Origin of the sequence: Hypericibacter adhaerens (assembly GCF_008728835.1) — a bacterium.
GTDB lineage: Bacteria > Pseudomonadota > Alphaproteobacteria > Dongiales > Dongiaceae > Hypericibacter > Hypericibacter adhaerens.
In genome coordinates this window covers 4,821,892-4,844,024 of the sequence record NZ_CP042582.1, presented here as the reverse complement: position 1 = coordinate 4,844,024, position 22,133 = coordinate 4,821,892, and the positions used below count along the sequence as shown (strand labels likewise).

22 protein-coding genes are annotated in these 22,133 nt (G+C 67.1%); 4 read left to right on the top strand and 18 right to left on the bottom strand.

Going from position 1 to position 22,133, the window contains the following annotated elements; translation table 11 throughout:
* Positions 1–4 precede the first annotated feature (4 nt).
* The 6 genes from FRZ61_RS21630 to FRZ61_RS21605 form a co-directional block, all read right to left on the bottom strand.
* The gene (locus FRZ61_RS21630) at positions 5–1,111 is read right to left on the bottom strand and encodes a TRAP transporter substrate-binding protein (RefSeq protein ID WP_151119686.1); all 1,107 of its coding nucleotides are present in this window, start codon (positions 1,109–1,111) and stop codon (positions 5–7) included.
* A gap of 217 nt (positions 1,112–1,328) precedes the next feature.
* Positions 1,329–2,081: a glycosyltransferase family protein gene (locus tag FRZ61_RS21625; protein ID WP_151119685.1), complete on the bottom strand. Its 753-nt coding sequence runs from the start codon at positions 2,079–2,081 to the stop codon at positions 1,329–1,331.
* A gap of 253 nt (positions 2,082–2,334) precedes the next feature.
* Positions 2,335–3,006, bottom strand: coding sequence for a FecR family protein (locus tag FRZ61_RS21620; RefSeq protein WP_191909152.1), 672 nt, complete (start codon positions 3,004–3,006; stop codon positions 2,335–2,337).
* A 320-nt stretch (positions 3,007–3,326) separates the two neighbouring features.
* The gene (gene mgtA / locus FRZ61_RS21615) at positions 3,327–5,924 is read right to left on the bottom strand and encodes a magnesium-translocating P-type ATPase (protein ID WP_151119683.1); all 2,598 of its coding nucleotides are present in this window, start codon (positions 5,922–5,924) and stop codon (positions 3,327–3,329) included.
* A gap of 75 nt (positions 5,925–5,999) precedes the next feature.
* Positions 6,000–6,326 carry a DMT family protein gene (locus FRZ61_RS21610; RefSeq protein WP_151119682.1) on the bottom strand — a complete coding sequence of 109 codons (327 nt, stop codon included), beginning with the start codon at positions 6,324–6,326 and terminating at the stop codon, positions 6,000–6,002.
* Positions 6,327–6,449: 123 nt separating this feature from the next.
* Positions 6,450–6,641, bottom strand: coding sequence for a hypothetical protein (locus FRZ61_RS21605; RefSeq protein WP_151119681.1), 192 nt, complete (start codon positions 6,639–6,641; stop codon positions 6,450–6,452).
* 191 nt (positions 6,642–6,832) lie between these two features.
* On the opposite strand from FRZ61_RS21605, the gene FRZ61_RS21600 reads away from it, so the two are divergent.
* Positions 6,833–8,422: a phytoene desaturase family protein gene (locus tag FRZ61_RS21600; protein WP_151119680.1), complete on the top strand. Its 1,590-nt coding sequence runs from the start codon at positions 6,833–6,835 to the stop codon at positions 8,420–8,422.
* A gap of 177 nt (positions 8,423–8,599) precedes the next feature.
* On the opposite strand, the gene bfr is transcribed toward FRZ61_RS21600, so the two are convergent.
* The 4 genes from bfr to FRZ61_RS21585 all read right to left on the bottom strand — a co-directional run bounded on the left by bfr (position 8,600) and on the right by FRZ61_RS21585 (position 11,186).
* A complete protein-coding gene (gene bfr, locus FRZ61_RS21595) occupies positions 8,600–9,073 on the bottom strand; it encodes a bacterioferritin (protein ID WP_151119679.1) in 474 nt (157 codons plus the stop codon).
* Between the two features lie 31 nt (positions 9,074–9,104).
* Positions 9,105–9,320, bottom strand: coding sequence for a (2Fe-2S)-binding protein (locus FRZ61_RS21590; RefSeq protein ID WP_151119678.1), 216 nt, complete (start codon positions 9,318–9,320; stop codon positions 9,105–9,107).
* 230 nt (positions 9,321–9,550) lie between these two features.
* Positions 9,551–9,724 (bottom strand): hypothetical protein, encoded by a 174-nt coding sequence (locus FRZ61_RS26480; RefSeq protein WP_191909151.1) that lies wholly within the window; start codon positions 9,722–9,724, stop codon positions 9,551–9,553.
* 31 nt (positions 9,725–9,755) lie between these two features.
* Complete coding sequence (locus tag FRZ61_RS21585; protein WP_191909150.1) at positions 9,756–11,186, bottom strand: tetratricopeptide repeat protein; 1,431 nt, start codon at positions 11,184–11,186, stop codon at positions 9,756–9,758.
* Positions 11,187–11,311: 125 nt separating this feature from the next.
* Here FRZ61_RS21585 and panE point away from each other — a divergent pair, with 125 nt between their 5' ends.
* Positions 11,312–12,238: a 2-dehydropantoate 2-reductase gene (gene panE / locus FRZ61_RS21580; protein WP_151119676.1), complete on the top strand. Its 927-nt coding sequence runs from the start codon at positions 11,312–11,314 to the stop codon at positions 12,236–12,238.
* Positions 12,239–12,366: 128 nt separating this feature from the next.
* Here panE and FRZ61_RS21575 read toward each other — a convergent pair whose 3' ends face one another.
* From FRZ61_RS21575 to FRZ61_RS21540, 8 genes are all read right to left on the bottom strand, one after another.
* Positions 12,367–12,576: a cold-shock protein gene (locus FRZ61_RS21575; RefSeq protein WP_151119675.1), complete on the bottom strand. Its 210-nt coding sequence runs from the start codon at positions 12,574–12,576 to the stop codon at positions 12,367–12,369.
* 227 nt (positions 12,577–12,803) lie between these two features.
* Entirely contained in the window at positions 12,804–13,643 is an 840-nt protein-coding gene (locus tag FRZ61_RS21570) for an ABC transporter permease (protein ID WP_225308940.1), read from the bottom strand.
* The gene (locus FRZ61_RS21565; protein ID WP_151119674.1) at positions 13,633–14,565 is read right to left on the bottom strand and encodes an ABC transporter permease; all 933 of its coding nucleotides are present in this window, start codon (positions 14,563–14,565) and stop codon (positions 13,633–13,635) included. The genes FRZ61_RS21570 and FRZ61_RS21565 overlap by 11 nt, the downstream gene beginning before the upstream one ends.
* The gene (locus FRZ61_RS21560; protein ID WP_151119673.1) at positions 14,562–15,608 is read right to left on the bottom strand and encodes an ABC transporter ATP-binding protein; all 1,047 of its coding nucleotides are present in this window, start codon (positions 15,606–15,608) and stop codon (positions 14,562–14,564) included. The genes FRZ61_RS21565 and FRZ61_RS21560 overlap by 4 nt, the downstream gene beginning before the upstream one ends.
* Positions 15,609–15,686: 78 nt before the next feature.
* Positions 15,687–16,853, bottom strand: a complete 1,167-nt coding sequence (locus tag FRZ61_RS21555) for an ABC transporter substrate-binding protein (protein WP_225308939.1) — start codon at positions 16,851–16,853, stop codon at positions 15,687–15,689.
* Positions 16,854–16,992: 139 nt separating this feature from the next.
* Entirely contained in the window at positions 16,993–18,087 is a 1,095-nt protein-coding gene (locus FRZ61_RS21550; RefSeq protein WP_151119672.1) for a CobW family GTP-binding protein, read from the bottom strand.
* Positions 18,084–19,181 (bottom strand): COX15/CtaA family protein, encoded by a 1,098-nt coding sequence (locus FRZ61_RS21545; protein WP_151119671.1) that lies wholly within the window; start codon positions 19,179–19,181, stop codon positions 18,084–18,086. The genes FRZ61_RS21550 and FRZ61_RS21545 overlap by 4 nt, the downstream gene beginning before the upstream one ends.
* Before the next feature lie 267 nt (positions 19,182–19,448).
* Positions 19,449–19,709 carry an usg protein gene (locus FRZ61_RS21540; protein ID WP_151119670.1) on the bottom strand — a complete coding sequence of 87 codons (261 nt, stop codon included), beginning with the start codon at positions 19,707–19,709 and terminating at the stop codon, positions 19,449–19,451.
* A 343-nt stretch (positions 19,710–20,052) separates the two neighbouring features.
* Between FRZ61_RS21540 and groES the strand changes: the two genes are divergently transcribed.
* Positions 20,053–20,370, top strand: coding sequence for a co-chaperone GroES (gene groES, locus FRZ61_RS21535; protein WP_151119669.1), 318 nt, complete (start codon positions 20,053–20,055; stop codon positions 20,368–20,370).
* A 30-nt stretch (positions 20,371–20,400) separates the two neighbouring features.
* Positions 20,401–22,047: a chaperonin GroEL gene (groL, locus tag FRZ61_RS21530; protein WP_151119668.1), complete on the top strand. Its 1,647-nt coding sequence runs from the start codon at positions 20,401–20,403 to the stop codon at positions 22,045–22,047.
* The last annotated feature ends 86 nt before the right edge of the window (positions 22,048–22,133 follow it).

Below are 22,133 nucleotides of genomic sequence, written 5' to 3'. Positions count from 1 at the left end.
CGGATCAGCTCTTCTGCGCCGATTTCGCGTAGACGAAATTGTCGAAGCTGTTCTCGGCGACGCGGAACCAGAGATACTGCTCCTCGCGGAAGGGCTTCCAGGCGTCGTAGACCTTCTTGAATTTCGGGTTCGAGGACGCGGTCTCGTCATAGACCTCGAAGGCCGCCTTGTAGGCGGCTTCCATGACCTCCTTGGAGAAGGGCTTGAGCTTGGTGCCGCCCTGGACCAGCCGGCGCAGGGCCGGCATGTTCTGCGCGTCGTATTTCGCCAGCATCAGCCCGTTGGCCTCGCCGCAGGCCGCCTCGAGGATCGCTTGGTAGGTCTTAGGCAGGCTGTCCCACTGCGCCTGGTTCACATAGACCGAGAGCTGAGGGCCCCCCTCCCACCAGCCGGGGTAGTAGTAGAACTGCGCCACCTTGTTGAAGCCGAGCTTCTCGTCGTCGTAAGGGCCGACCCATTCGGCGGCGTCGATCGTGCCCTTCTCCAGCGCCGGGTAGATGTCGCCGCCGGGGATCTGCTGCGGCACCACGCCGAGCTTGGCGAGCACCTTGCCGGCGAAGCCGCCGACGCGGAACTTGAGGCCGTTCAGATCCTCGACGGTCTTGATCTCCTTGCGGAACCAGCCGCCCATCTGCGCGCCGGTATTGCCGCAGGGGATCTGGTAGATGCTGTAATCCTTGAAGAACTCGCGCATCAGCTCGAGCCCGCCGCCGTAATACATCCAGGCATTCTGCTGGCGCGCATTGAGGCCGAAGGGCACGGCCGTGTCGAAGGCGAAGGTCGGATCCTTGCCGACGAAGTAGTAGCTCGCGGAGTGGCCGATCTCGACGGTGGCGTTCTGGACCGCGTCCAGCACCTGGAAGCCCGGCACGATCTCGCCGGCGGCGAAGACGCGGATCTGGAACTTGCCGTCGGTCGCGGCGGCGACGCGGTTGGCGACGGTCTCGGCCGCGCCGTAGATCGTGTCCAGGCTCTTGGGAAAGCTCGAGGCCAGGCGCCATTTGATTTCGGGCGCCGATTGGGCGATCGCCGGCGACGCGATCTGCACGGCGGCGACGGGTGCCGCGGCCGCGGCCAAGGCGGCGGAAGTCAGGAACTTGCGACGCTTCATGTGATGTCTTCTCCCTGATGCTCGACAACATTCTGCCGGCCTCGGTCGCGACCCAGGCCGGCGGTGTTTTCGGGGTCTGCTTGTCGCGCCGGCAAGCGATGGCGCCGCCCCGTTCAGTGGCTCTGAGGCTATCAGGCGGGCCGGCGCGGCGCCAACCTCTCAGGCCCGGCGCGCCGTCCGACCAAAGGATGAAGGCCCGGCTGCGCCCGCCGCCGGATCACTCGCTGTCGCCGATGAACATCGCGACCGACCGGAAGCGCGCCGGCACCGTCACGCGATAGCGGCGGTGCTGGTTGATCTGCTGCAGGATCTTGGCGATGTCGGGGCTGCGGCCGTGCAGGATCTTGACCGGACCGCAGGTCACCTGCGGGAAGGGCAGGCGATAGTTGTATTCGTTGGAGAGGGTCGCGAGCTTGAGGCCGCTCTTGTAGATCGTCTCCCGGAAGGAAAGCTGGTCCCAGGTCCAGGGCTTGAGCGGTCCGGCGAGCTGCCTCTGATAGAGCACGGCCCAGGATGCCAGGGCCTTGAGCACGCCCGCATCGGCGCGATAGGCGACGACGCCGGTATTGTATTCGGGAAAGCAGGTCGGCACCCCGCCGAGAAAGATTTCCTGCTCCTTGAAGCGGAAGGTGGAGAGGCGCAAGGGTGCGTGCGCCGCGGCGATGTCGAAGGCATCCAGCAGATCGAAGAGCTCCTCGATCGGCCGCGCGACATGGGTGTCGGAATCGAGGAAGACGGTGCGCCTGAAGGGCGTCAGCCTCAGCGACTTGACCTTGGCCAGCAGCGGATACTCGCCGCCCGGGATCGTGATGGTGCGATCGAACGGGGCCGGTGCCGCCGCCTCGTCGGTCACCAGCGCGATCGGCACGGCCGGCATCAGCTTCTTGGCGGAGTGGGCAGACGCGGCCGCCTCCGCGACATATTTCGCGCCGGTCGCGAAATAGAGAATTCCCCGCTCTTCCACCCGCATCCCCCGTTCATCCCGCATCGGGAGGCCGGCGCGCGACATGACTTGCGTGGCCGATTCGCCCGATCCCGATCCCCGCTCCAAGGTAGCGGCCATGCCGGGAAGGCTCAATGCGGGCAAGGTTGGGCGGGCAAGGGTGGGCGGCAAGCCTGGGCGGGCAACGCCGGGTGGAAGGCCGCGGAACGGAGGCGAGGAATGGGGGCGCCTGCGGCTCCTTCGGGCCGAGGCGCTTCCCAAGGTCTCGCATCAAGGCCGATCAGCTATTGCCGTTGCTGCGACCGCTGTTGTCGTGGTCGTGGCCGGGGCCGGGACCGTCGGAGGGGCCGAAGCTGCCGCCCGGTGTCGGCGTGTAGGGGCTGATGGTGGTCCGATCCGAGCAAGTGCGCGGAATCTTGATCACCTGTCCCGCCGAGACGAGCTGCTCCGGCCGGTCGCAGGCCAGCGCCGCGATGGCGCCCTTGAGGACCGTCACCGTGGTGGTGCCGTCATAATCGACCTTGATGATGAGGTCGGTGCCGCGGATCGACAGCGTGGCCACCGGCGTTGTCAGGCTGACGCCTTCCTTGCGCGTGTTCTCGCCCGTGACGAAGCGGAACAGGCCCTGGTTGAACTTGATCGCGGCCGAGGTGAGGGTCTGGTTCGGATCGTAGACGAACTCGTCCAGCGTCACGTCCGAGGCCGGCCCCACCTGAAGCTGCGTGCCATCGAGGAACTGCAGCGCCGTCGTGCCCCAGGGCGGCGTCGTGACCTGTTCCTGGGAATAGACCGCGTCCTGATGCTTGAGCGGATTCTGGCCCGCGCCGGCCTGCTGGCCGAGCGCGCCCTTGTATTCTTCCTGAGTGACACCGCCGATCGACGCGGTCGCGGCCCCGGCGACATCGCTGGCCATGCCGGCCATCAGGCTGAACGCCACGGCACTCGATACCATCAACGCATGCCGACGCAGGCGCGCGGACATGCGCTCACCGAATAAGACTCGCATTGGATTAAGGCTCCCCAATTAACCGTGTAGGTGATTTGTCGCGGTGGCCTGAAGTTTCAAGCGCCCAACCGCCACCCCTTCCCACACGACGGGTCCCCTCCGACCCTTCGCGGCATCGGCAAAATTTCCCAATTTCCCTTTTTCTTCAAGTTACTGGAGCGTAACGAACCGGCGCCGCGGCGGCGGTTTTCCGGGCGATTTGCCGCGAAAATGCCCAAGGTCTTTCCGGCCGCGCCGGGGCCCGAACCGGCCGGAATCGCGACGGATCAGAAGCGTCGGGGGCGGGGTTCCGACAGGGCCAGTCGGCGCCACAGGAACCGTTTGACGGTTTCGACCGCCAGGAAATAGACGGCGGCCAGGCCCGCGATCGCGGCGAGCAGGGGCGCCGGCAGCGCCACCATGCCGAGCCAGCCGCCCAGCGGCGTGAAAGGCAGCGCCAGCGCGATCGCGGCGGCGGCGAAGACGGTCGCCGCGAGGACAGGGTCCGGCGGATTGGCGAAAGGATTGCCGCGGGTGCGGATCAGCAGCACGACCATGGTCTGGGTCAGCATGCTTTCGACGAACCAGCCGGTCTGGAACAGCGCCTCGCCGGCCCCGAACAGATGCAGCAGCAGGAAGAAGGTGAGGAAATCGAAGAGCGAGGAGACCGGCCCCAGCACCCACATGAAGCGCTGCACGAAGCGCATGTCCCATCGCTGCGGCCGCGTGAGCGCCACGGGGTCCACGCGGTCGAAGGGGATCCCCAGCTCGGAGAAGTCGTAGAGCAGGTTGTTGACCAGCACCTGCACCGGCAGCATGGGCAGGAAAGGCAGGAACAGCGTGGCGCCGGCCATCGAGAACATGTTGCCGAAGTTCGAGCTGGTGCCCATCAGGATGTATTTCAGGATGTTCTCGAAGCTGCGCCGTCCCTCCTCGACGGCGGCGCGCACCGGCTCGAGATCGTGCTCGAGCAGGATCAGGTCGGCGGCTTCCTTGGCGACATCGGCGGCGCTGTCGACCGAGATGCCGATATCGGCGGCATGGAGCGCCGGGGCGTCGTTGATGCCGTCGCCGAGGAAGCCCACCACATGGCCGGCGCGGCGCAGGCTCAAGACCACGCGGGTCTTCTGCTGCGGGCTCAGCCGGCAGAAGAGATCGGTTTCCGCCGCGCGGAAGAACAGCGCCTCGTCGGTGAGCTTGGCCACTTCCTCGCCGGTGAGGATTCCCCGCATCGGCAGGCCGAGCGATTCGCAGAGATGGCGGGTGACATGCTCGTTGTCGCCGGTGAGGACCTTGACCGCGACGCGGGCCTGCGCCAGCTCGCGGATGATGGCGGCCGCCTCCTGCTTGGGCGGATCGATGAAGGCGACGAAGCCGACGAAGACGAGATCGGTCTCGTCGGCGGCAGTCACGGCGCGATGGCCGGCAGGCATCGGCCTGTAGGCGACGGCGAGCGCGCGCAGGCCCTCGGCGCTCAGCTTGTCGAAGGTTTCGCCGAGCCGGGTGCGCAGGGCCGGGTCGAGCGGACGCGCGCTGCCGTCCCCGGCTTCGACCGCGCTGCAGCGGCGCAGCACATTTTCCGGCGCGCCCTTGACGAACAGCGTTGTCTCGCTTCCCCGCGCCATCGCCAGGATCGACATGCAGCGGCGCTCGAAATCGAACGGCACCTCGTCGAGCTTGACGAGGTCTTCGGGCTTGGACGGGCAGGGCGAGGCCAGGATGGCCGCGTCGAGCGGGCTCCTGATGCCGGTGCAGAAATGGCTGTTGATCCAGGCCAGTGTGAGGGCGCGGGCGCTCGGGTTCCCGTCCGCATCGACCGCGCGCTCCACCCGCACCTGCGCCTCGGTCAGCGTGCCGGTCTTGTCGGTGCAGAGCAGATCCATGGCGCCCAGATTGTGCAGCGCCGGGAGATGCTTCACGATCACGCGCCGCCGCGCGAGCCGCAGCGCGCCATGGGAGAGCGTGACCGTCGTCACCATCGGCAGCAGCTCGGGCGTGAGCCCGACCGCGAGCGCCACGGCGAAGAGGAAACTCTCGAGCAGCGGCCGCCCCAGGAGCCCGTTCACCAGCAGCACGAACAGTACCAGGAGCGCCGTCAGCCGCATGATGAGCAGGCCGAAATGCCGGATGCCGCCCTCGAAGGCGGTGGCGGGCGCGCGGTTGCCGAGCTCCTTGGCGAGCCCGCCCAGCATCGTCGCGCGTCCGGTGCGGCAGACCAGGAGATGACCGACGCCGCTCACGACCGAGGTGCCGAGGAAGCCGGCATTGTCGGCGCCGCCCGGGCTCGTGACGGGCGCCGGCAGCGGCGCCGCGCGCTTCTCCGCCGGATAGGGCTCGCCCGTCAGGATCGCCTGCGTGATGTAGAGGTCGCGGGCCTCGGTCAGGAGACCGTCGGCGGGGATGAGATCGCCCGCCTTGATCTCCACCAGGTCGCCCGGCACCAGCGCCGCTGCCGGGATCTCGATCCATTCTCCCCGCCGGCGGGTCCGGGCGGTGATCGCCACGGATTTGCGCAAGGCATCGACCGCGTTCTCGGCGCGGACCTCCTGCACGAAGTCGAGCGTGACGGAGAGGATGATCACCACGGCGATGATGACGAAGCTCGTGGTCTCGCCGGTCGCGGCCGCCACGGCGCTTGCCGCCAGCAGGATCAGCACCAGCGGGTTCTTGAAGCGGGCGATATATTGCAGCCAGAGCGGCGCGCGGCGGATCTGCGCGGCATCGTTGGGGCCGTAGCGCCGGGCCCGCGACGCGGCCTCCGCGTCGGAAAGCCCGTCGAGCCCGGCCGACAGCAGGCCGGCCGCCCGCTCGGCCGTCAGATTCCAGAAATCCTCAGGCAGCGGCGGCTTCTCGTAGGACCGTTTGCTCCAGCCGGGCCAACCCATGACGGGCACTCTCCCGCTTCAATATGGCGGAAACACCGCCGCTTCCGTGACGAGCTCGCGAACCGCCGCCGTCCCTCAGGCCTTGAACATGAAGAAGGCGGCGGCCACCAGGCAGGCGAAGCCGGCCGCGTGGTTCCAGCGCAGGCTCTCGCCCAGATAGAGCACCGAGAAGCCGGCGAAGACCACCAGGGTGATGATCTCCTGGATGGTCTTGAGCTGCGCGCCGTTGAACTCGCCGAAGCCGATCCGGTTCGCCGGCACCTGCAGGCAGTATTCGAAGAAGGCGATGCCCCAGCTCGCCAGGATCGCCATCCAGAGCGGCGAGCTCGTGTATTTGAGATGCCCATACCAGGCGAAGGTCATGAAGATGTTCGAGCCGATCAGCAGGAGAATCGTCCACATGGGCGGGTTCCGTTTATGCGGGATGGGAAGGAAAGGGCGCTGTGCGGGCCTGTCACCGGCGCTCGTGTGCCAAGCCGCAGGGCGCGCGCATCGCCAGCGACGAGCCCCCGCCGCCGCGCGGCCTCACAGGTTCGATTGCTGGTATTTCCGCATCGCCCGCTCCGCCAGGAGCGCCACGACCAGCACGACGACGATGAGGATCAGGAGCTCGCCGGCGATCGATTGGATGCCGAGCAGCCATCGCATGAACTTCAGCACGACGTAAGCGGCGATCGCACCGATGAGCCCCGGCACCTGCCGGATGATCGCAGCCATCATGGAACCCTTGCCCCCATTTGCTCGCCGCTCCGCCCGCGACGGCGCTCCGGCCCGAGGTGCCAAGGCTATCCTGCTCTCCGCGGCGTGACCAGAGCCAGAGGGCGAAACCCGAGCGGGGCCGCGAGGGGCTGGCCGCATGAAGGCCAGGTCCTTAGACTGCCGGCCGCGAAAGCAAAGGGGGGCGGTGAATGGCGTACGACGCGATCGTGATTGGCGGTGGGCATAACGGCCTGACCGCGGCGGCCTATCTGGGGAAGGCTGGCCTGAAGACGCTGGTGGTGGAGCGCCGCCCGGTGCTGGGCGGCGCCGCGGTGACGGAGGAGTTCCATCCGGGCTACCGCAACTCGGTCGCCTCCTATACCGTCAGCCTGCTGCGCCCCGAGATTGTGCGCGACCTCGACCTGCCGGCCCACGGCTATCAGACGATCCCCCTCAAGGGGCATCTCGATCTCTTTTCCGACGGCAAGCCGCTGCTGACCACGGGCGACGAGGATCACGACCGCGCCGCGGTCGGCCGCTTCTCCAACCGCGACTATGAGGCGATCGAGCGGTTCGGGGCGGCGGTGCAGCGGGTCGGCAACGTCATCCGCGAGCAATGGTTCAAGGAGCCGCCGCATCTGGGCGGCGGGTTCCTGGAGCTGCTCTCGATGGTGGGGGCGGGGCGCCAGATCAAGGCGCTCGATCCGGCCGACCGTCATCTGCTGCTGCAGCTCTTCACCAGTTCGGCCAACGCGACGGTGGAGCGCTGGTTCGAGAGCGAGCGCATCCGCAACCTCTATGCCGCCCACTGCGTCTCGGGCAATTTCTCGAGCCTCGATCAGCCGGGTTCCGCCATTCCCTTCTTCCACCACGCGCTGGGCGAGTTCGAGGGCAGGCGCGGCGGCTGGGGCATGGCCAAGGGCGGCATGGGCGCCATCACCCAGGCCATGGCGGGCGCCGCGCGCGCCCACGGCGTCGAGCTGCGCACCGCGGCTCCCGTCGAGCGGATCATCGTGGAGGCGGGGCGCGCTCAAGGCGTAAGGCTCGAGGGCGGGGAGGAGATCCGCGCCCGCATGGTGCTGGCCAACACCGATCCCAAGCGCACCTTCCTCAAATTCGTCGGCGCCGAACATCTGCCCGAAGCCTTCGCCCGCGACATCGGCGCGCTACGCTACGGCCACGCGACGATCCGCATGAACCTGGCGCTCGCCGGCACGCCGCGCTTTGCCGAGATCGAGGGGGCGGAAGCCGCGATCGCGCTCGGTTCCTCGATCACCATCATCCCGGAGCGCGCGGCGATCGAGACGGCCTATCGCAAGGCCAGCCTCGGCGAGATTCCGGACGAGTTCTATATCGACATCCGCATCCCTTCGGCGCTCGACGACAGCCTGGCGCCGCACGGCCATCACGTGATGAGCCTGATCGCCAAATACTGTCCCTACCGCCTCGCGGACGGGCAGAGCTGGGATGCGATCGGGCCCCGGGTGGCGGAGCAGGCCCTGGCGCAGATCGAGCGGCATATGCCGGGGCTGAAATCGCTGATCGTGGGCCGGCAGCTTCTGACGCCGCTCGATCTCGAGCGCGTCTTCGGCCTGACCGAAGGCGACATCTTCCATGGCCGCCACGATCTCGACCAGATCTTCAGCCTGAGGCCCCATCCCGACGCCGCGCAGTACCGCACGCCGGTCAAGGGCCTCTATCTCTGCGGATCGGGCTCGCATCCCGGCGGCGGCGTCTCCGGCGTGCCGGGACGCAACGCCGCGCACCGCGTGATCAAGGATTTCGGAAGGAGAGTGTGAGGCATCGCGGGAGTCGTTCAGCGTGACGAAAGAGAGACGACGGAAGCCGTGACGACTCCTTCGTCACCCCCGCGAAAGCGGGGGTCCATTTCTACGCCGGTACGCTGGATCAAGATGGATCCCCGCTGTCGCGGGGATGACAGAAAGAGGCAGCGCGGGCGGAGAGGATAGAAGGAGTCAGCTCTCGATCGTCTGCGTCTGCAGGTAGTTCTGCAGGCCGGTCTTCTCCACGAGCTCGAGCTGCGTCTCGAGATAGTCAATATGCTCCTCGGTGTCGTCGAGGATATGGCGCAACAGCGCGCGGCTCACATAGTCCGGCACCTTCTCGCAGAGGCCGATCGCCTCGATCAGCGTCTTGCGGGCGCGCCGCTCCAGATCGAGATCGGCGGCGAGCGCCTCGGGCACGGTCTCGCCGATCTTCAGCTTGTGGAGATCCTGCATGTTGGGCAGGCCTTCGAGCAGCAGCACGCGCTGGACGATCTTGTCCGCATGCTTCATCTCTTCGATCGATTCCTCGTAGAGATGCTTGCCGAGCCGCTTCAGCCCCCAATTGTCGTACATGCGCGCATGGAGGAAATACTGATTGACCGCCGTCAGCTCGTTGGTGAGGACGCGGTTGAGCTGCTCGATGACGTGCTTGTCGCCCTTCATTGACGCCTCTCCCTCGTTGTCGAGCGAGGCGTCACTCGGCCGCGAGCAGCATGCTCCTCGGCCGGCTGGCCTCGTCGATGAGCTGCTTCATTTCCGCAACGCATTTGCCGCATTGCGCCTTGCAACCGAAGCAGCCGAACAATTGACCGACGGAACCGGGACCGGAACCGCCGCCGGCGCTCGAGCGCCGCGCGATCTGCTCGCGCACCGCCCCTTCACTCAAGCCATTGCAATTGCAGACATACATCGACAGGCCGTCTCCTGGCGAGGCGCCATGAGGTTGTTGCAAGCGGTTCTTAATTAAGCGATGATTTGAGCGATTGCAACTCATTCGCACAAACTTTCGGCGGCCCGGCAAGATGTTGATCTGGAAAGGGCTTTCGACGCAGCGCCTGGCGGCCGTCCTGACCTGGGCGCGCGAGCGCCATTCGGCCGCAGCGTCATTTGCAACGAATCAAACGGCGCCGGCCTCGCCGCTCAGTGCGGAGCGCTCAGCAGCAGCATCGCCAACTGACCCAGCACCAATCCCGCCACGGCCCCCAGCAACGCGCCTTTGAGCCTGTTGGCGCGCAAGAGCGCCGCGCCGATCACGGCCGCGATCGCGCCGGGCAGCAGCACCCAGAGCAGGTAGAGCGACAGCACCGCGTTCATCGGAGCGCTCGAGGCGTTCTTCGGTCGACGCTCAGAAACCGGCGGCGCGGATCGCCGCCGCGACCGCCGCGGGCGTGACGTGGGTCGTGTCGATGAAGCAATCCTCGCGGCCGCGGCGATTGGGACCCACCGTGGCGCTGTAGAGATCGATATAGATCAAGCCGGCGCGGCCCGCCGCGGCGCGCAGCTCGCTGTTGAAGAACTCGACCAGTTCGAGGAACTCCCTCGCATCGGCGGGCGGCACCAGGTTCAAGGCGACCGCGCGCGCCGGCGGGCCCATGAAGACCAGATCGAGATTGCGCTGGTTGGCGGCATCGATGATCCAGTCGGCGTAGCGCTGCACCGTCTCGCTGACGAGCTTCTGGCCGTCCATCTCCGGATGCCGGCGCAGCAGGTCCATGAAGCCGACCGTGTAGCGGCAATCCATGTCGCCCACCGAGGCGATGACGCGGCTGCCCGCCGGCTGCCGGTCGAGCGCCGCCTCGAAGCCGGCCCGACAGGAATTGGAAGCGGCCTTGAAGAGATTGATCGCGATGCAGCCGGGCACGAAGGCGGTGCGCAGGCGCAAGGTCTCGCCGCCCAGCTTGACCGTCAGGTTGGCGGCCGACAGCGACTGCATGTCGCCGATGACGGCGGCCTCGCCGGCGACCTTCTGCTTGTAGAGCTCCGTCGATTTCTTGCGTGCATCGAGCAGGCGCGCCATCTGGCCGTGATAGCCGGCATAGACATCCTCGGTGCGCCCGCCGCGCGCCTGGGCGATGCGGTCGCAGGCGGTGAGCGCCGCTTCGATCCGCGGCAGCTCGCCCTGCTGCCAGGCGGCGAGCGCGGTCAGCACGGCTTCGCGATAGAGGTTGCGGTCGTCGGCCGGCGGCGGCAGGGCGGCGATCTCGTCGGCGCGGCCCAGCGCGAAGAGGGTGAGCGCCAGGGTGGTCTGCGGATCGGGCGCGGTCGGCGTCAGGCTGCGGGCTTTCAGCAGATGGGTGACGGCGCCCTGCAGGTCGCCCTGCTCGCGCAGCAGCATGCCCAGCACCTGCTGCGCCGGCGGATGATCGGGGTCGGCCGCCACCGCATCCTCGGCGGTCTTGACCGCGATCGCCGGCTCGCCGATCTGGCCCCACAGCACGGCCTGGCGCACCAGCAGCACGGCCGCGCGCGCGTCGTGCGCCTGCGCCGCCTCGAGATGGGTGCGTACCGCCTCGACATCGTTCTCCAGGATCAGGACCTCGGCCAGGCCGGTGCGATAGGCGGGGTTCTCCGGATCCAGCCGGACCGCCTCCGACAGGGCCTGGAGAGCCTCGTCGCGCTTGCCCTGCTGATGCGACACCAGCCCCAGCAGGTGATGCGCCATCGCATTCTTGGGATCTTCACGCCGCACCTGGCGATAGATGTCCGCCGCCTCGGTCAGGCGACCCTGGCGATGATAGAATCGGCCGTTATCGAGCAGCCGCTTGGAGTCCTGCACCTTGCTTCGCCTCGGTTGATCGGGGATTGGACGGGCGACACTATGCCCATCGGCCGCCCGGCCAGCAACAGGGCAGGGCGCCGCCAAATCTCCGACCGTTTCGCTTAACAAGAGGTTTCCGGGCAATGCGTTGGCTGGTGCTGGGCGCGGGCGGCGTGGGCGGTTATTTCGGCGGCCGGCTGCAGGAGGCGGGCGAGGATGTGACCTTCCTGGTGCGGCCCGGCCGCGCGGCGATCCTGCGCCGGCAGGGCCTGTCGATCGAAAGTCCCGATGGTGCCGCCCGGCTCGAGCCCCGGCTGCTGCTGCCGGGCGAGGCCGCGGCTGCGCCCTTCGACACGGTTCTGCTCGCCTGCAAGGCCTACGATCTGGACGCCGCCATCGCGGCGCTGGCGCCCCATGTCGGGCCCGGTTGCGCAATCCTTCCGCTCTTGAACGGGCTGATCCATCTCGACCGGCTCGATGCGGCGTTCGGGACGGGCCGGGTCCTGGGCGGTCTTTGCCAGATCTCCGCCACGCTGGGACCGTCCGGCGAGATCCGGCATCTCGATCTGCCGCCGCGCATCATCTTCGGCGAGCGCGCCGGCGGATCCAGCGATCGCGTGCAGGCGATCGCCGCCGCCATGGCGCCGGCCAGGTTCAAGTCCGAAGCCAGCGACAACATCCTCCAGGACATGTGGGAGAAGTTCACCCTGCTGGCGTCGCTGGCGGGCCTCACCTGCCTGATGCGCGGCTCGGTCGGCGAGATCGCGCGGCAGCCGGGCGGCGTCCCGGTCGCGCGATCCTTCTTGCGCGAGAGCGCGGCGGTGGCGACCGCCTCGGGATATCCGCCGCGCGACCGGTTCCTCAAGGCGACGGAGCAGCGCCTGACCGATCCGGCCTCGGCGGTGACGGCCTCGATGCTGCGCGACATCGAGCGCGGTGGGCCCACCGAGGGCGCGCATATCCTGGGTGACATGGTCGCACGCGGGCGGGCGCTGGGCGTCGCGACCCCGCTTGCCGAGGCCGCCGCCTGCCATGTCGCGGTCTATGAGGCGAAGCGCAACCTCGACTAAACCTCTCCTCCTCAAGGGGGAGGTGAAGGAAGTGACCTCGCGGCAAAGTTTGATTGGCCCGCAAACAAATCGGGCCGGCGCGTTGGCGCCGGCCCTTCTCGTCATGCTCTCGGAAGATCGAGCGGCGTTCAGTCCACGACCGCCAGGTTTTCCGCGGATTCCCGTCCGTCCTTGCTGTGCTGGATCTCGAAGCCGATCTTCTGACCCTCTTTCAGGGTCTGCAGGCCGGCGCGCTGCACGGCGGTCACATGGACGAACACGTCTTTGGTGCCGCCATCAGGGCGGATGAATCCGTAGCCTTTGGTCGGGTTGAACCACTTCACGGTGCCGGTAGCCATCAAAGTCTCCCTGGTCGATGGGCAAGTCAGTGGCCGCGCCGGGACGCCGGCGCGGTTGGTCAAGCAATCAGCGGTTCGGGGGAACGTTGTCTGGACGCTCTATTGAGCAGGCGACGCGGCAGCGCCCGGACCTTTGATCGTTACGCTATCTTGTCCAGCCGCAAAATGGACTGGCAAGCGGGTTTTCCTTTGACATGGAAATGCCACCGGCCGATCGCCGGCGCCACCTACTTGCCGCTGCCGCTCGCGTCATGCGTGTCGCGGGTGAGCCAATACGCACAAAGGATGGGCAGCATCGTCACCAGGATCACGAACACGGCGACGACATTTGTGACGGGACGTTCGCGCGGCCGTAACAATTGCCCCAGGATCCAGATCGGGATCGTCTGCTGCTGGCCGGCGGTGAAGGTCGTGACAATGACCTCGTCGAAGGAAAGGGCAAAGGCCAGCATCCCGCCCGCGAGCAGCGCCGTCGCGATGTTGGGCAGCACCACATGGCGGAAGGTCTGGAAGCTGTTGGCGCCCAGATCCATCGAGGCCTCGACCAGGGCGGGCGAGGAGCGGCGCAGCCGCGCGATCACGTTGTTGTACACGACGACGATGCAGAAGGTGGCGTGGCCCAGCACGATCGTCCAGTAGCTGAAGGGAATATCGGCGACGCCGAAGGCCGAGCGCAGGCTGATGCCGGTGACGATGCCCGGCAGCGCGATCGGCAGCAGGATCAGGAGCGTGACCGATTCCTTGCCGAAGAACCTGAAGCGGAACATGGCGGCGGCGGCAAGCGTGCCCAGCACCAGCGCGATCGCGGTTCCCATCATCGCGACCCGGACCGACAGCCACAGCGCCTGCCAGATGTCGTCGCGCTCCCAGGCGACGGCGAACCATTTCAGCGTCAGGCCCGGGGGCGGGAAGGTGAAGCTGCGGTCGTCGGTCGAGAAGGCGTAGAGCAGGATGAAGGCCAGCGGCAGGTTGAGGAACAGGAGCCCGAAGGTGGCCGCGGCCCTGAGGCTGAGGCTCGGCCGCTCGCCCATGCGCTGGCTGGTGTTGGCGGCGGCCTTAGAGGGCATCGAAGGCTCCGAAACGCTTGGCAACCGTGAGATAGCCCGCCATCACCAGCACCGGCACCATAGCGAAGGCGGCCGCGAGCGGCAGGTTGCCGGCCGTGCCCTGCAGCCCATAGACCACCTGGCCGATGAAGGGACGCGAGGAGCCCACCAGGTTGGGGATGATGTAGTCGCCCAGCGTCAGGGAGAAGGTGAAGATCGAGCCGGCCGCGATGCCCGGAATGGCGAGCGGAAAGATCACCTTGCGCAGGGTCGCGCGGGGTTTGGCGCCGAGATCGGCCGAGGCCTCGAGCAGCGAGCGCGGCACGCGCTCCAGCGCCGCCTCCACCGGCAGGATCATGTAGGGCAGCCAGATATAGATGAAGACGATGGCGGTGCCGATATAGGAGGCGGAGAGCGAGGGCCCGCCGATCACCGGGATCGACAGCACGCCGTCGAGGAGCCAGCCCAGATGGAGCTGGTCGAAGATCCAGCTGATGGCGCCTTCCTTCGCCAGGATCAGCTTCCAGGCATAGACGCGCACCAGATAGTTGGACCAGAGCGGCAGCATGACCGCGAGATAGAAGATCGCCTTCGACTTGGTGCCCGCATAGCGCGCCATGTAGTAGGCGAGGGGAAACGCGATCACGCCGCAGACGATGGTGACCGCCGCCGCCATCATGACGGTGCGCAGGATGATGGTGAGGTTGGCGTCGGTGAAGAGCTCGCCATAGGTGCGGAGCGTCGGCTCGTAGACCGTGAGGCCGCTGAAATCGTCGACATAGAAGAAGCTCTGCGCCAGGAGCGAGAAGAGCGACCCCAGATAGACGATGCCGAGCCACAGCAGCGGCGGCACCAGCAGCAGGGTCAGCACCAGCCGCGGGCGCAGATAGAGGAAGGAGGAGAGGCGCGTGAGCGGCGCCGGAGGGGCGGCCTCGAGGCTCATGCGGACTCCGCCATCGCCTGCATGTGATCCCGGCGCCACCAGAGCAGCACCGGGCGGCCCTGCATCTCGGCCCCGCCGCGCGCCCCGCCGCTGCGGTTCTGCTCGATCACGGTGAGCTCGCCGCCGCCTTCGAGCGCCACGTTGAAGCGCGTCGAGGAGCCCAGATAGAGCAGGCTCTCGATCTTGCCGCGCACGACGCAGGTGCCCGGCGGCGGCGTCTCCTCGCCGCCCATGATCAGCGTGATCTTCTCCGGCCGGATCGAGAAGGCGGCCGCAGTGCCCGCGATCGCCTTGGCCGCGGGACCGGTCAGGATGTTGGAGACGCCGACGAAGCCGGCGACGAAGGCGGTGGCCGGATGCTCGTAGACGTCGGCCGGCGAGCCGATCTGCTCGATGCGGCCCTTGTTGAACACGGCCACGCGGTCGCTCATGCCGAGCGCCTCGCCCTGGTCGTGGGTCACGTAGATGAAGGTGATGCCGACGCGCCGCTGGATCGCCTTGAGCTCGACCTGCATCTGCTCGCGGAGCTTGAGGTCGAGGGCGCCGAGCGGCTCGTCCAGCAGCAGGACGCTGGGCTTGTTGATGAGCGCGCGGGCCAGGGCCACGCGCTGGCGCTGGCCGCCGGAAAGCTGGCTGGGCTTGCGGGCGCCGAGGCCCGCCAGCGCCACCATCCGCAGCATCTCCTCGGCCTCGCGCAGGCGCTGCGCCTTGGGCTCGCCGCGGATCATGGGGCCGTAGGCGACATTGTCGGCGACGTTCATATGCGGGAAGAGCGCGTAGTCCTGGAACACGGTGTTGACGTCGCGCTCATAGGGCGGCACGCCCGCGACCGGCTGCCCATGGATCAGAATCTCGCCGGAGGTCGGCTGCTCGAAGCCGGCGATGAGCCTGAGGCAGGTGGTCTTGCCCGAGCCCGAGGGTCCGAGCATGGCGAAGAACTCGCCATCCTCGATGTCGAAGCTGATCCTGTCGGCGGCACGGACATCGCCGTAATGGCGGCTCACCTCCCGGAAGGAGACCGCAGGAGCGGAGGCTTGTGTCATATCGATCTGGAAGGGGCCCGAAATGAAACGGGCGGGCGCCGGTCGATCTTGTCCGGCGCCCGCCCCTGAAACCGCAGTTTACTGTCCGCTCTGGATGGCGAGATAGGCGGCCGTCCAATCCTTGTACGGCACGCATTTCTTCCCGTTGCCGCAGTCGGCGACCGGGGTCTTCCAGAACGAGATCTTGTCGAAGTTCTCGACGCCGTTGGCCTCGCAGCCCTTCTCGCCGAGGAGCGCATTGCCCTTGCAGGCTTCGGGCACGACCGGCACCGAGCCGAACCAGGAAGCGAGGTCGCCCTGGAGCTTCTTGTCCAGCGAATGCTCGAGCCACAGATAGGCGCAGTTCGGATGCGGGGCCTGCGAGTGCATCATGGTGGTGTCGGCCCATCCGGTCGCGCCTTCCTCCGGCACCGTCATGCCGACCGGCTGGCCTTCGCCGGCCAGGAGGTTCGCCTGGTAGGGCCAGGAGGTCGAGGCCACCACGCCCTCGTTCTTGAAGTCCTCGGTCTGGGCGGTGGCGTCGCTCCAGTATTTCAGGACCAGCTTGCGCTGCGACTTGAGCAGGTTGACGGCGGCGTCGAACTGCTCCTGCGTCAGCTCATAGGGATCCTCGATCTTGAGGCCGGGCTGATGCTTCTTCAGGTAAAGCGCCGCGTCGGCGATATAGATCGGGCCGTAATAGGCCTCGATGCGGCCCTGGTTCGACTTGCCGTCGGGCAGCTTCTGCTCCTCGAACACCACGTTCCAGCTCGTCGGCGCCGTCTTGAAGACGTTGGTGTTGTACATCAGCACGTTCGGCCCCCACTGATAGGGCACGCCGAAATGCTTGCCGCCGACCGTGTGCCAGGGGCCGTTCTGCAGCCGCTTGTCGATCGTGTTCCAGCTCGGGATCAGGTCGGTGTTGATCTGCTGCACCTTGCCGCCCGCGATCAGGCGGAGCGTGGCGTCGCCGGACGCCGTCACCAGATCGAACCCGCCGGCATTCATCAGCGAGACCATCTCGTCCGAGCTGCCGGCCGTCTTCACCGTCACCTTGCAGCCGGTCTGCTTCTCGAAATCGGTCACCCAGTCGTAGTTCTTGTCGGTGTCGCCGCGCTCGACATAGCCGGGCCAGGCCACGATCGCGACCTCGCCTTCGCCCGGACCGACCTTGGACATCATGTCCGCCTTCGCGATGCCGGCACCCACGGCCAGCGCGCCCAGGGCGGCGATGCCCATCATCGCGCCCAGTCTGATCCCCGACATTCCTGCCTCCTCGTCCTGTTTATGATTTCGCTGTTTGGGGCCCTGGTTTGCGGTAAGGGCCGTTGCCAGAGGGAAACTAGCCTGCCCGTCGGGGATTGGCAAAGGGGCCGCAGGTTGAACAACCCGCCAGCGATTCTGTTCAATTGGCTGTAACGGGCGAGAATTCCTGGCGAATTTCTTCCTCGCGCAGATCCTTGACGATCAGGACAAGACGCGAGCGGCGTTCCGCATCGGGCCAGGCCGGCAGCAGGGCCGGCGGATGAAAAAGATGCTGCACGCCATGCACCGCGACCGGCGTGTCGAAGCCGGCGACGTTCAAGACGCCTTTGATGCGCAGCAGCTTGTCGCCGTCGCGCGCGATCAGCGTCTCGATGAAGCGGGTGAAGCGCTCCCAGTCGAGCGGACGCTCCGCCGTGAGGCAGAAGGCGCGGATATGGGCGTCGTGCCGGTTGCGGTCCGATGCGCTCTGCGCGCCATGCTCATGTGTGTGCCCATGCTCGTGCCCGTGGTCATGACCATGGTCGTGATCGTGGCGAGGCGCTTCGTAGGCCTCGGCGCGCAGCCAGCCCTGCACGTCGGGCGTCTTGAGCGCCGGGTTGAAAAGGCCGGCATCGAACAGCCGGCTGCCATCGACCTCGCCCTGGCGCGCCAGGATCTGCGGGGCCGCGGGATTGAGCGCCTTGAGGCGGGCCTGGAGCGCCGCGAGCGTCGCGGGTTCCGCGAGGTCGGTCTTGGTCAGCACCAGCCGGTCGGCGACCGCGGCCTGCTTCACCGATTCGAAATGGCGGTCGAGCTGGCTCATGCCGTTGACGGCATCGACCGTGGCGATCACGCCGTCGAGGCGGAAGCGGTCGGCCAGCAGCGGATCGGACATCAGCGTCTGCAGGATCGGCGCCGGGTCGGCGAGCCCGGTGCTCTCGATGACGACGCGCTTGAAGGGCGGCACCCCGCCCTTGACGCGGCGGCGGAAGAGCGAGCGCAGCGTGTCGATCAGGTCGCCGCGGATGGTGCAGCAGAGGCAGCCGCTGTCGAGCAGCACCGGCTGCTCGGGCGCGTTCTCGACCAGCAGATGGTCGAGCCCGATCTCCCCGAACTCGTTGATGATGACGGCCGTCTCGGCCAGCGCCGGCTGGCGCAGCAGCCGGGAGAGCAGCGTGGTCTTGCCCGATCCCAGGAAGCCCGTCAGCAGGCTCGCGGGCAGCCGCTCCTCGGGCAGGATGTCCTCGCGGCTCATTGCGCAGCGCTCTCAGTGGCCGGCCGTGCATCATGCAGCGACCAGACCACGAAGGTGAGGAGGGTCACGGCGCCAGCCTGATGCAGCGCCGCCAGCGGCACCGGCACCACCGCGAGCAGCGTGGCAATGCCGAGCCCGACCTGGATCAGCGCCATGGCGGTGGCGAGCCGCACCGGCAGGCTGCTGGCGGTTCCCCGGTCCCAGATCCCCGCGCGCCAGCCCAGCGCCAGCATCGTCAGCATCGTCGCGATCGCGAGCCAGCGATGGACGAACTGCGCCGCCGGCGGATTCTCGAACAGGTTGATCCAGCCCGGCACCATCGCCCAGAGATCGGACGGCATGATCTCGCCGCCCATCAGCGGGAAGCTGTTATAGACGAGGCCGCCATGGAGCCCGGCGGTGAAGCCGCCCATGACGATGGTGAGGCAGAGCAGCCCCAACACCAGGACGAGATGCGGCCGGAATCGTGACGGCACCGGCCAGCGTTCAGCCGCGCGCAGGAGATCGAGCGCCGTCCAGAGCAGGGCGACATAGATCGCGAGCGCCAGGACCAGATGCGCCACCAGGCGGTATTGGCTGACATCGACGCGGTCGGCGAAGCCGCTCGCCACCATGAACCAGCCGAGCGCGCCCTGGGCGCCGCCCAGCGCGAAGAGCAGGACCAGACGCGGCGCCAGGCCGCGGCGGATGCGGCCGCGCAACAGGAACCAGAGGAAGGGCAGCAGGAACACGACGCCGATGAGCCGGCCCCAGAGCCGATGCACCCATTCCCACCAGAAGATGCCCTTGAACGCGGCCAGGCTCATGCCGGCATTGACCTGCTGGTATTCCGGGATCTGCTGGTAGAGCGCGAAGAGGCGCTGCCATTCGGCCTCGCTCATCGGCGGCAGTGCGCCCTTGAGGGGTGCCCATTCCATGATCGAGAGACCGGACTGGGTCAGGCGCGTGACGCCGCCCAGCACCACCATGACGAAAACCATGGCGCAGCAGGCGAGCAGCCAGAGGCCGATCGCACGGTCGTTGCGCCGGATGAAATCGCGGCGCTGGGCCGGATCGGCGATATCGAGCGGTGAGGTGGGGGCAAGGACCCGCATGGCTGCGCGGGATGTAGCGAAGCGCCGCAGCGGCGGCAAGGCCGGGCTTGTCGCGGGGGACGCTGCCGGCGGATGAAACCGGGGCAACCCGGCGCCGGCGTCTCGCTTCAACCCCTCCCCCTTGAGGGGGAGGTTAGGGTGGGGGGTGATCGCAGAGCGCGATATGGCAACAGCCTCTCATCGCGTGGGTGCGGCTTGAATCGAGCGCGTGGCCACCCCCCACCCCAGCCTCCCCCTCAAGGGGGGAGGTGAAGAAAGAGACAAGGTTCAGTGCAGCGTCATCAGGGCGTTGGCCATCCTGAACTCGGCCGGCCGGATGAGCTTGGCCGAGGCGACCTTGACCGAATGGAGCCGGCCGTCGAGCGAGCGGCGCCAGAAATCGAGAAAGCGCTGCAGGACCGGGAAGTCCGGGGCCAGGTCGTAATCCTGCCAGACATAGCTCTGCAGGATCCGCGGATGATCCGGCAGGTGATAGAGGATCTCCGCCGTTGTGAGGCGGTAGTCTTTGAGCTGCAACTGAAGCGTCATCCGGCTTTCTCCTTTCGAATCGGAGGCGCCTCCCGATCTTCACCCGTCAGTCTCCGGGGCAGAAGGAAAAAATTAATTAAACCAATGGTTTAGCAGCCGTTAACCAGGAGTGCTGCCAGCGAATCCAAGGCCTTGGCGAGGATCCGGACAATGTTTGGAGCAGCGGCCGCGCGAGGGAATCGCTCCGATCAAGGCCCTTTTCTTCAGAGGGCCACTTGACTCGGTTTTGCGGTGGGCCTACATCGCTGGCACTCACCGACCGGTAGTGCTAACAGCGGCGGGCACGCTGCCTCGGGGGCAAAACCGGTCTCCAACGAAATCAAGGACTTGTGGAGGTTGATCCATGCAATTCCGTCCGCTGCATGACCGGGTCGTGGTGCGCCGGGTCGAGGAAGAGACGAAGACCGCTGGCGGCATCATCATCCCGGATACCGCGAAGGAAAAGCCGATGCAGGGCGAAGTCGTGGCCGTTGGCCCCGGCGCCCGCGGCGAAGACGGGAAGCTCATCCCGCTCGATGTGAAGGCCGGCGACATCATCCTGTTCGGCAAGTGGTCCGGCACCGAAGTGAAGCTCGATGGCCAGGAACTCCTGATCATGAAGGAGTCCGACATCATGGGCATTCTCGAGGGCGCCAAGGCCTCGAAGAAGAAGGTCGCCTAAGGGCGCCAGAGTTTCAGAGGAGCAAACATAATGGCTGCTAAAGACGTTCGTTTCAGCACGGACGCCCGCGAGCGGATGCTGCGTGGCGTCGACATCCTCGCCAACGCCGTGAAGGTCACGCTCGGCCCCAAGGGCCGCAACGTCGTGATCGACAAGGCCTTCGGTGCGCCCCGCATCACGAAGGACGGCGTCACCGTCGCGAAGGAAGTCGAGCTTTCCGACAAGTTCGAGAACATGGGCGCGCAGATGGTGCGCGAGGTCGCCAGCAAGACCAACGACATGGCTGGTGACGGCACCACCACCGCCACGGTCCTGGCCCAGGCCATCGTGCGCGAAGGCGTGCGCGCGGTTGCCGCCGGCATGAACCCGATGGATCTGAAGCGCGGCATCGACCTCGCGGTCGAGGCCGTCGTGGAAGACGTCCAGAAGCGCTCCAAGAAGGTCTCGACCTCGGACGAGATCGCCCAGGTCGGCACCATCTCGGCCAATGGCGAGCGCGAGATCGGCGACATGATCGCCAAGGCGATGCAGAAGGTCGGCAACGAGGGCGTGATCACGGTCGAGGAGGCCAAGGGCCTCGACACCGAGCTCGACGTCGTCGAGGGCATGCAGTTCGACCGCGGCTATCTCTCGCCCTACTTCATCACCAACGCCGAGAAGATGTCGGTCGAGCTGGAGAGCCCCTTCATCCTCCTGCATGAGAAGAAGCTGTCGGGCCTCCAGGCCATGCTGCCGGTTCTCGAGGCGGTCGTGCAGTCGGGCAAGCCGCTGCTGATCATCGCCGAGGACGTCGAGGGCGAGGCTCTGGCCACGCTCGTCGTCAACAAGCTCCGCGGCGGCCTCAAGGTCGCGGCCGTGAAGGCCCCGGGTTTCGGCGATCGCCGCAAGGCGATGCTCGAGGACATCGCGATCCTCACGGGCGGCCAGGTCATCAGCGAAGACCTGGGCATCAAGCTCGAGAGCGTCACGCTCGACATGCTGGGCAAGGCGAAGAAGGTCGTGATCGACAAGGACAACACGACCATCGTCGACGGCGCCGGCAAGAAGAAGGAGATCGAGGGCCGCTGCACGCAGATCCGCGCCCAGATCGAGGAGACCACCTCCGAGTACGACAAGGAGAAGCTCGCCGAGCGCCTTGCCAAGCTCGCGGGCGGCGTGGCCGTGATCAAGGTCGGCGGCGCCACCGAGGTCGAGGTGAAGGAGCGCAAGGATCGCGTTGACGACGCGATGCATGCGACCCGCGCCGCGGTCGAGGAAGGCATCGTCGCCGGCGGCGGCGTGGCGCTCCTCTACGGCGTCCGTTCGCTCGACAAGCTGAAGCCCGCCAACAACGACCAGAAGGTCGGCATCGACATCGTCCGCCGCGCCATCGTGGTGCCGGCGCGTCTGATCGCCGAGAATGCCGGCACCGACGGTTCGATCGTGGTCGGCAAGCTGCTCGAATCGAAGAGCGCCAACTGGGGCTTCGACGCGCAGAGCGGCGATTACACCGACCTGGTGAAGGCCGGCATCATCGACCCGACCAAGGTCGTCCGCTGCGCCCTGCAGGATGCGGCCTCGGTCGCGGGCCTGCTGGTCACGACGGAGGCGATGATCGCCGATCGTCCCGAGAAGAAGGCCCCGCCGGCCGGTGGCCCGGGCGGCGGCATGGGCGGCATGGGCGACATGGACTTCTAAGAAGTCCGTATCTCCCGGCCCTCAAGGCCAGAAGAGCGGGGCCGCGATCCTTCGGGATCGCGGCCCTTTTCTTTTGCCCATTCTTT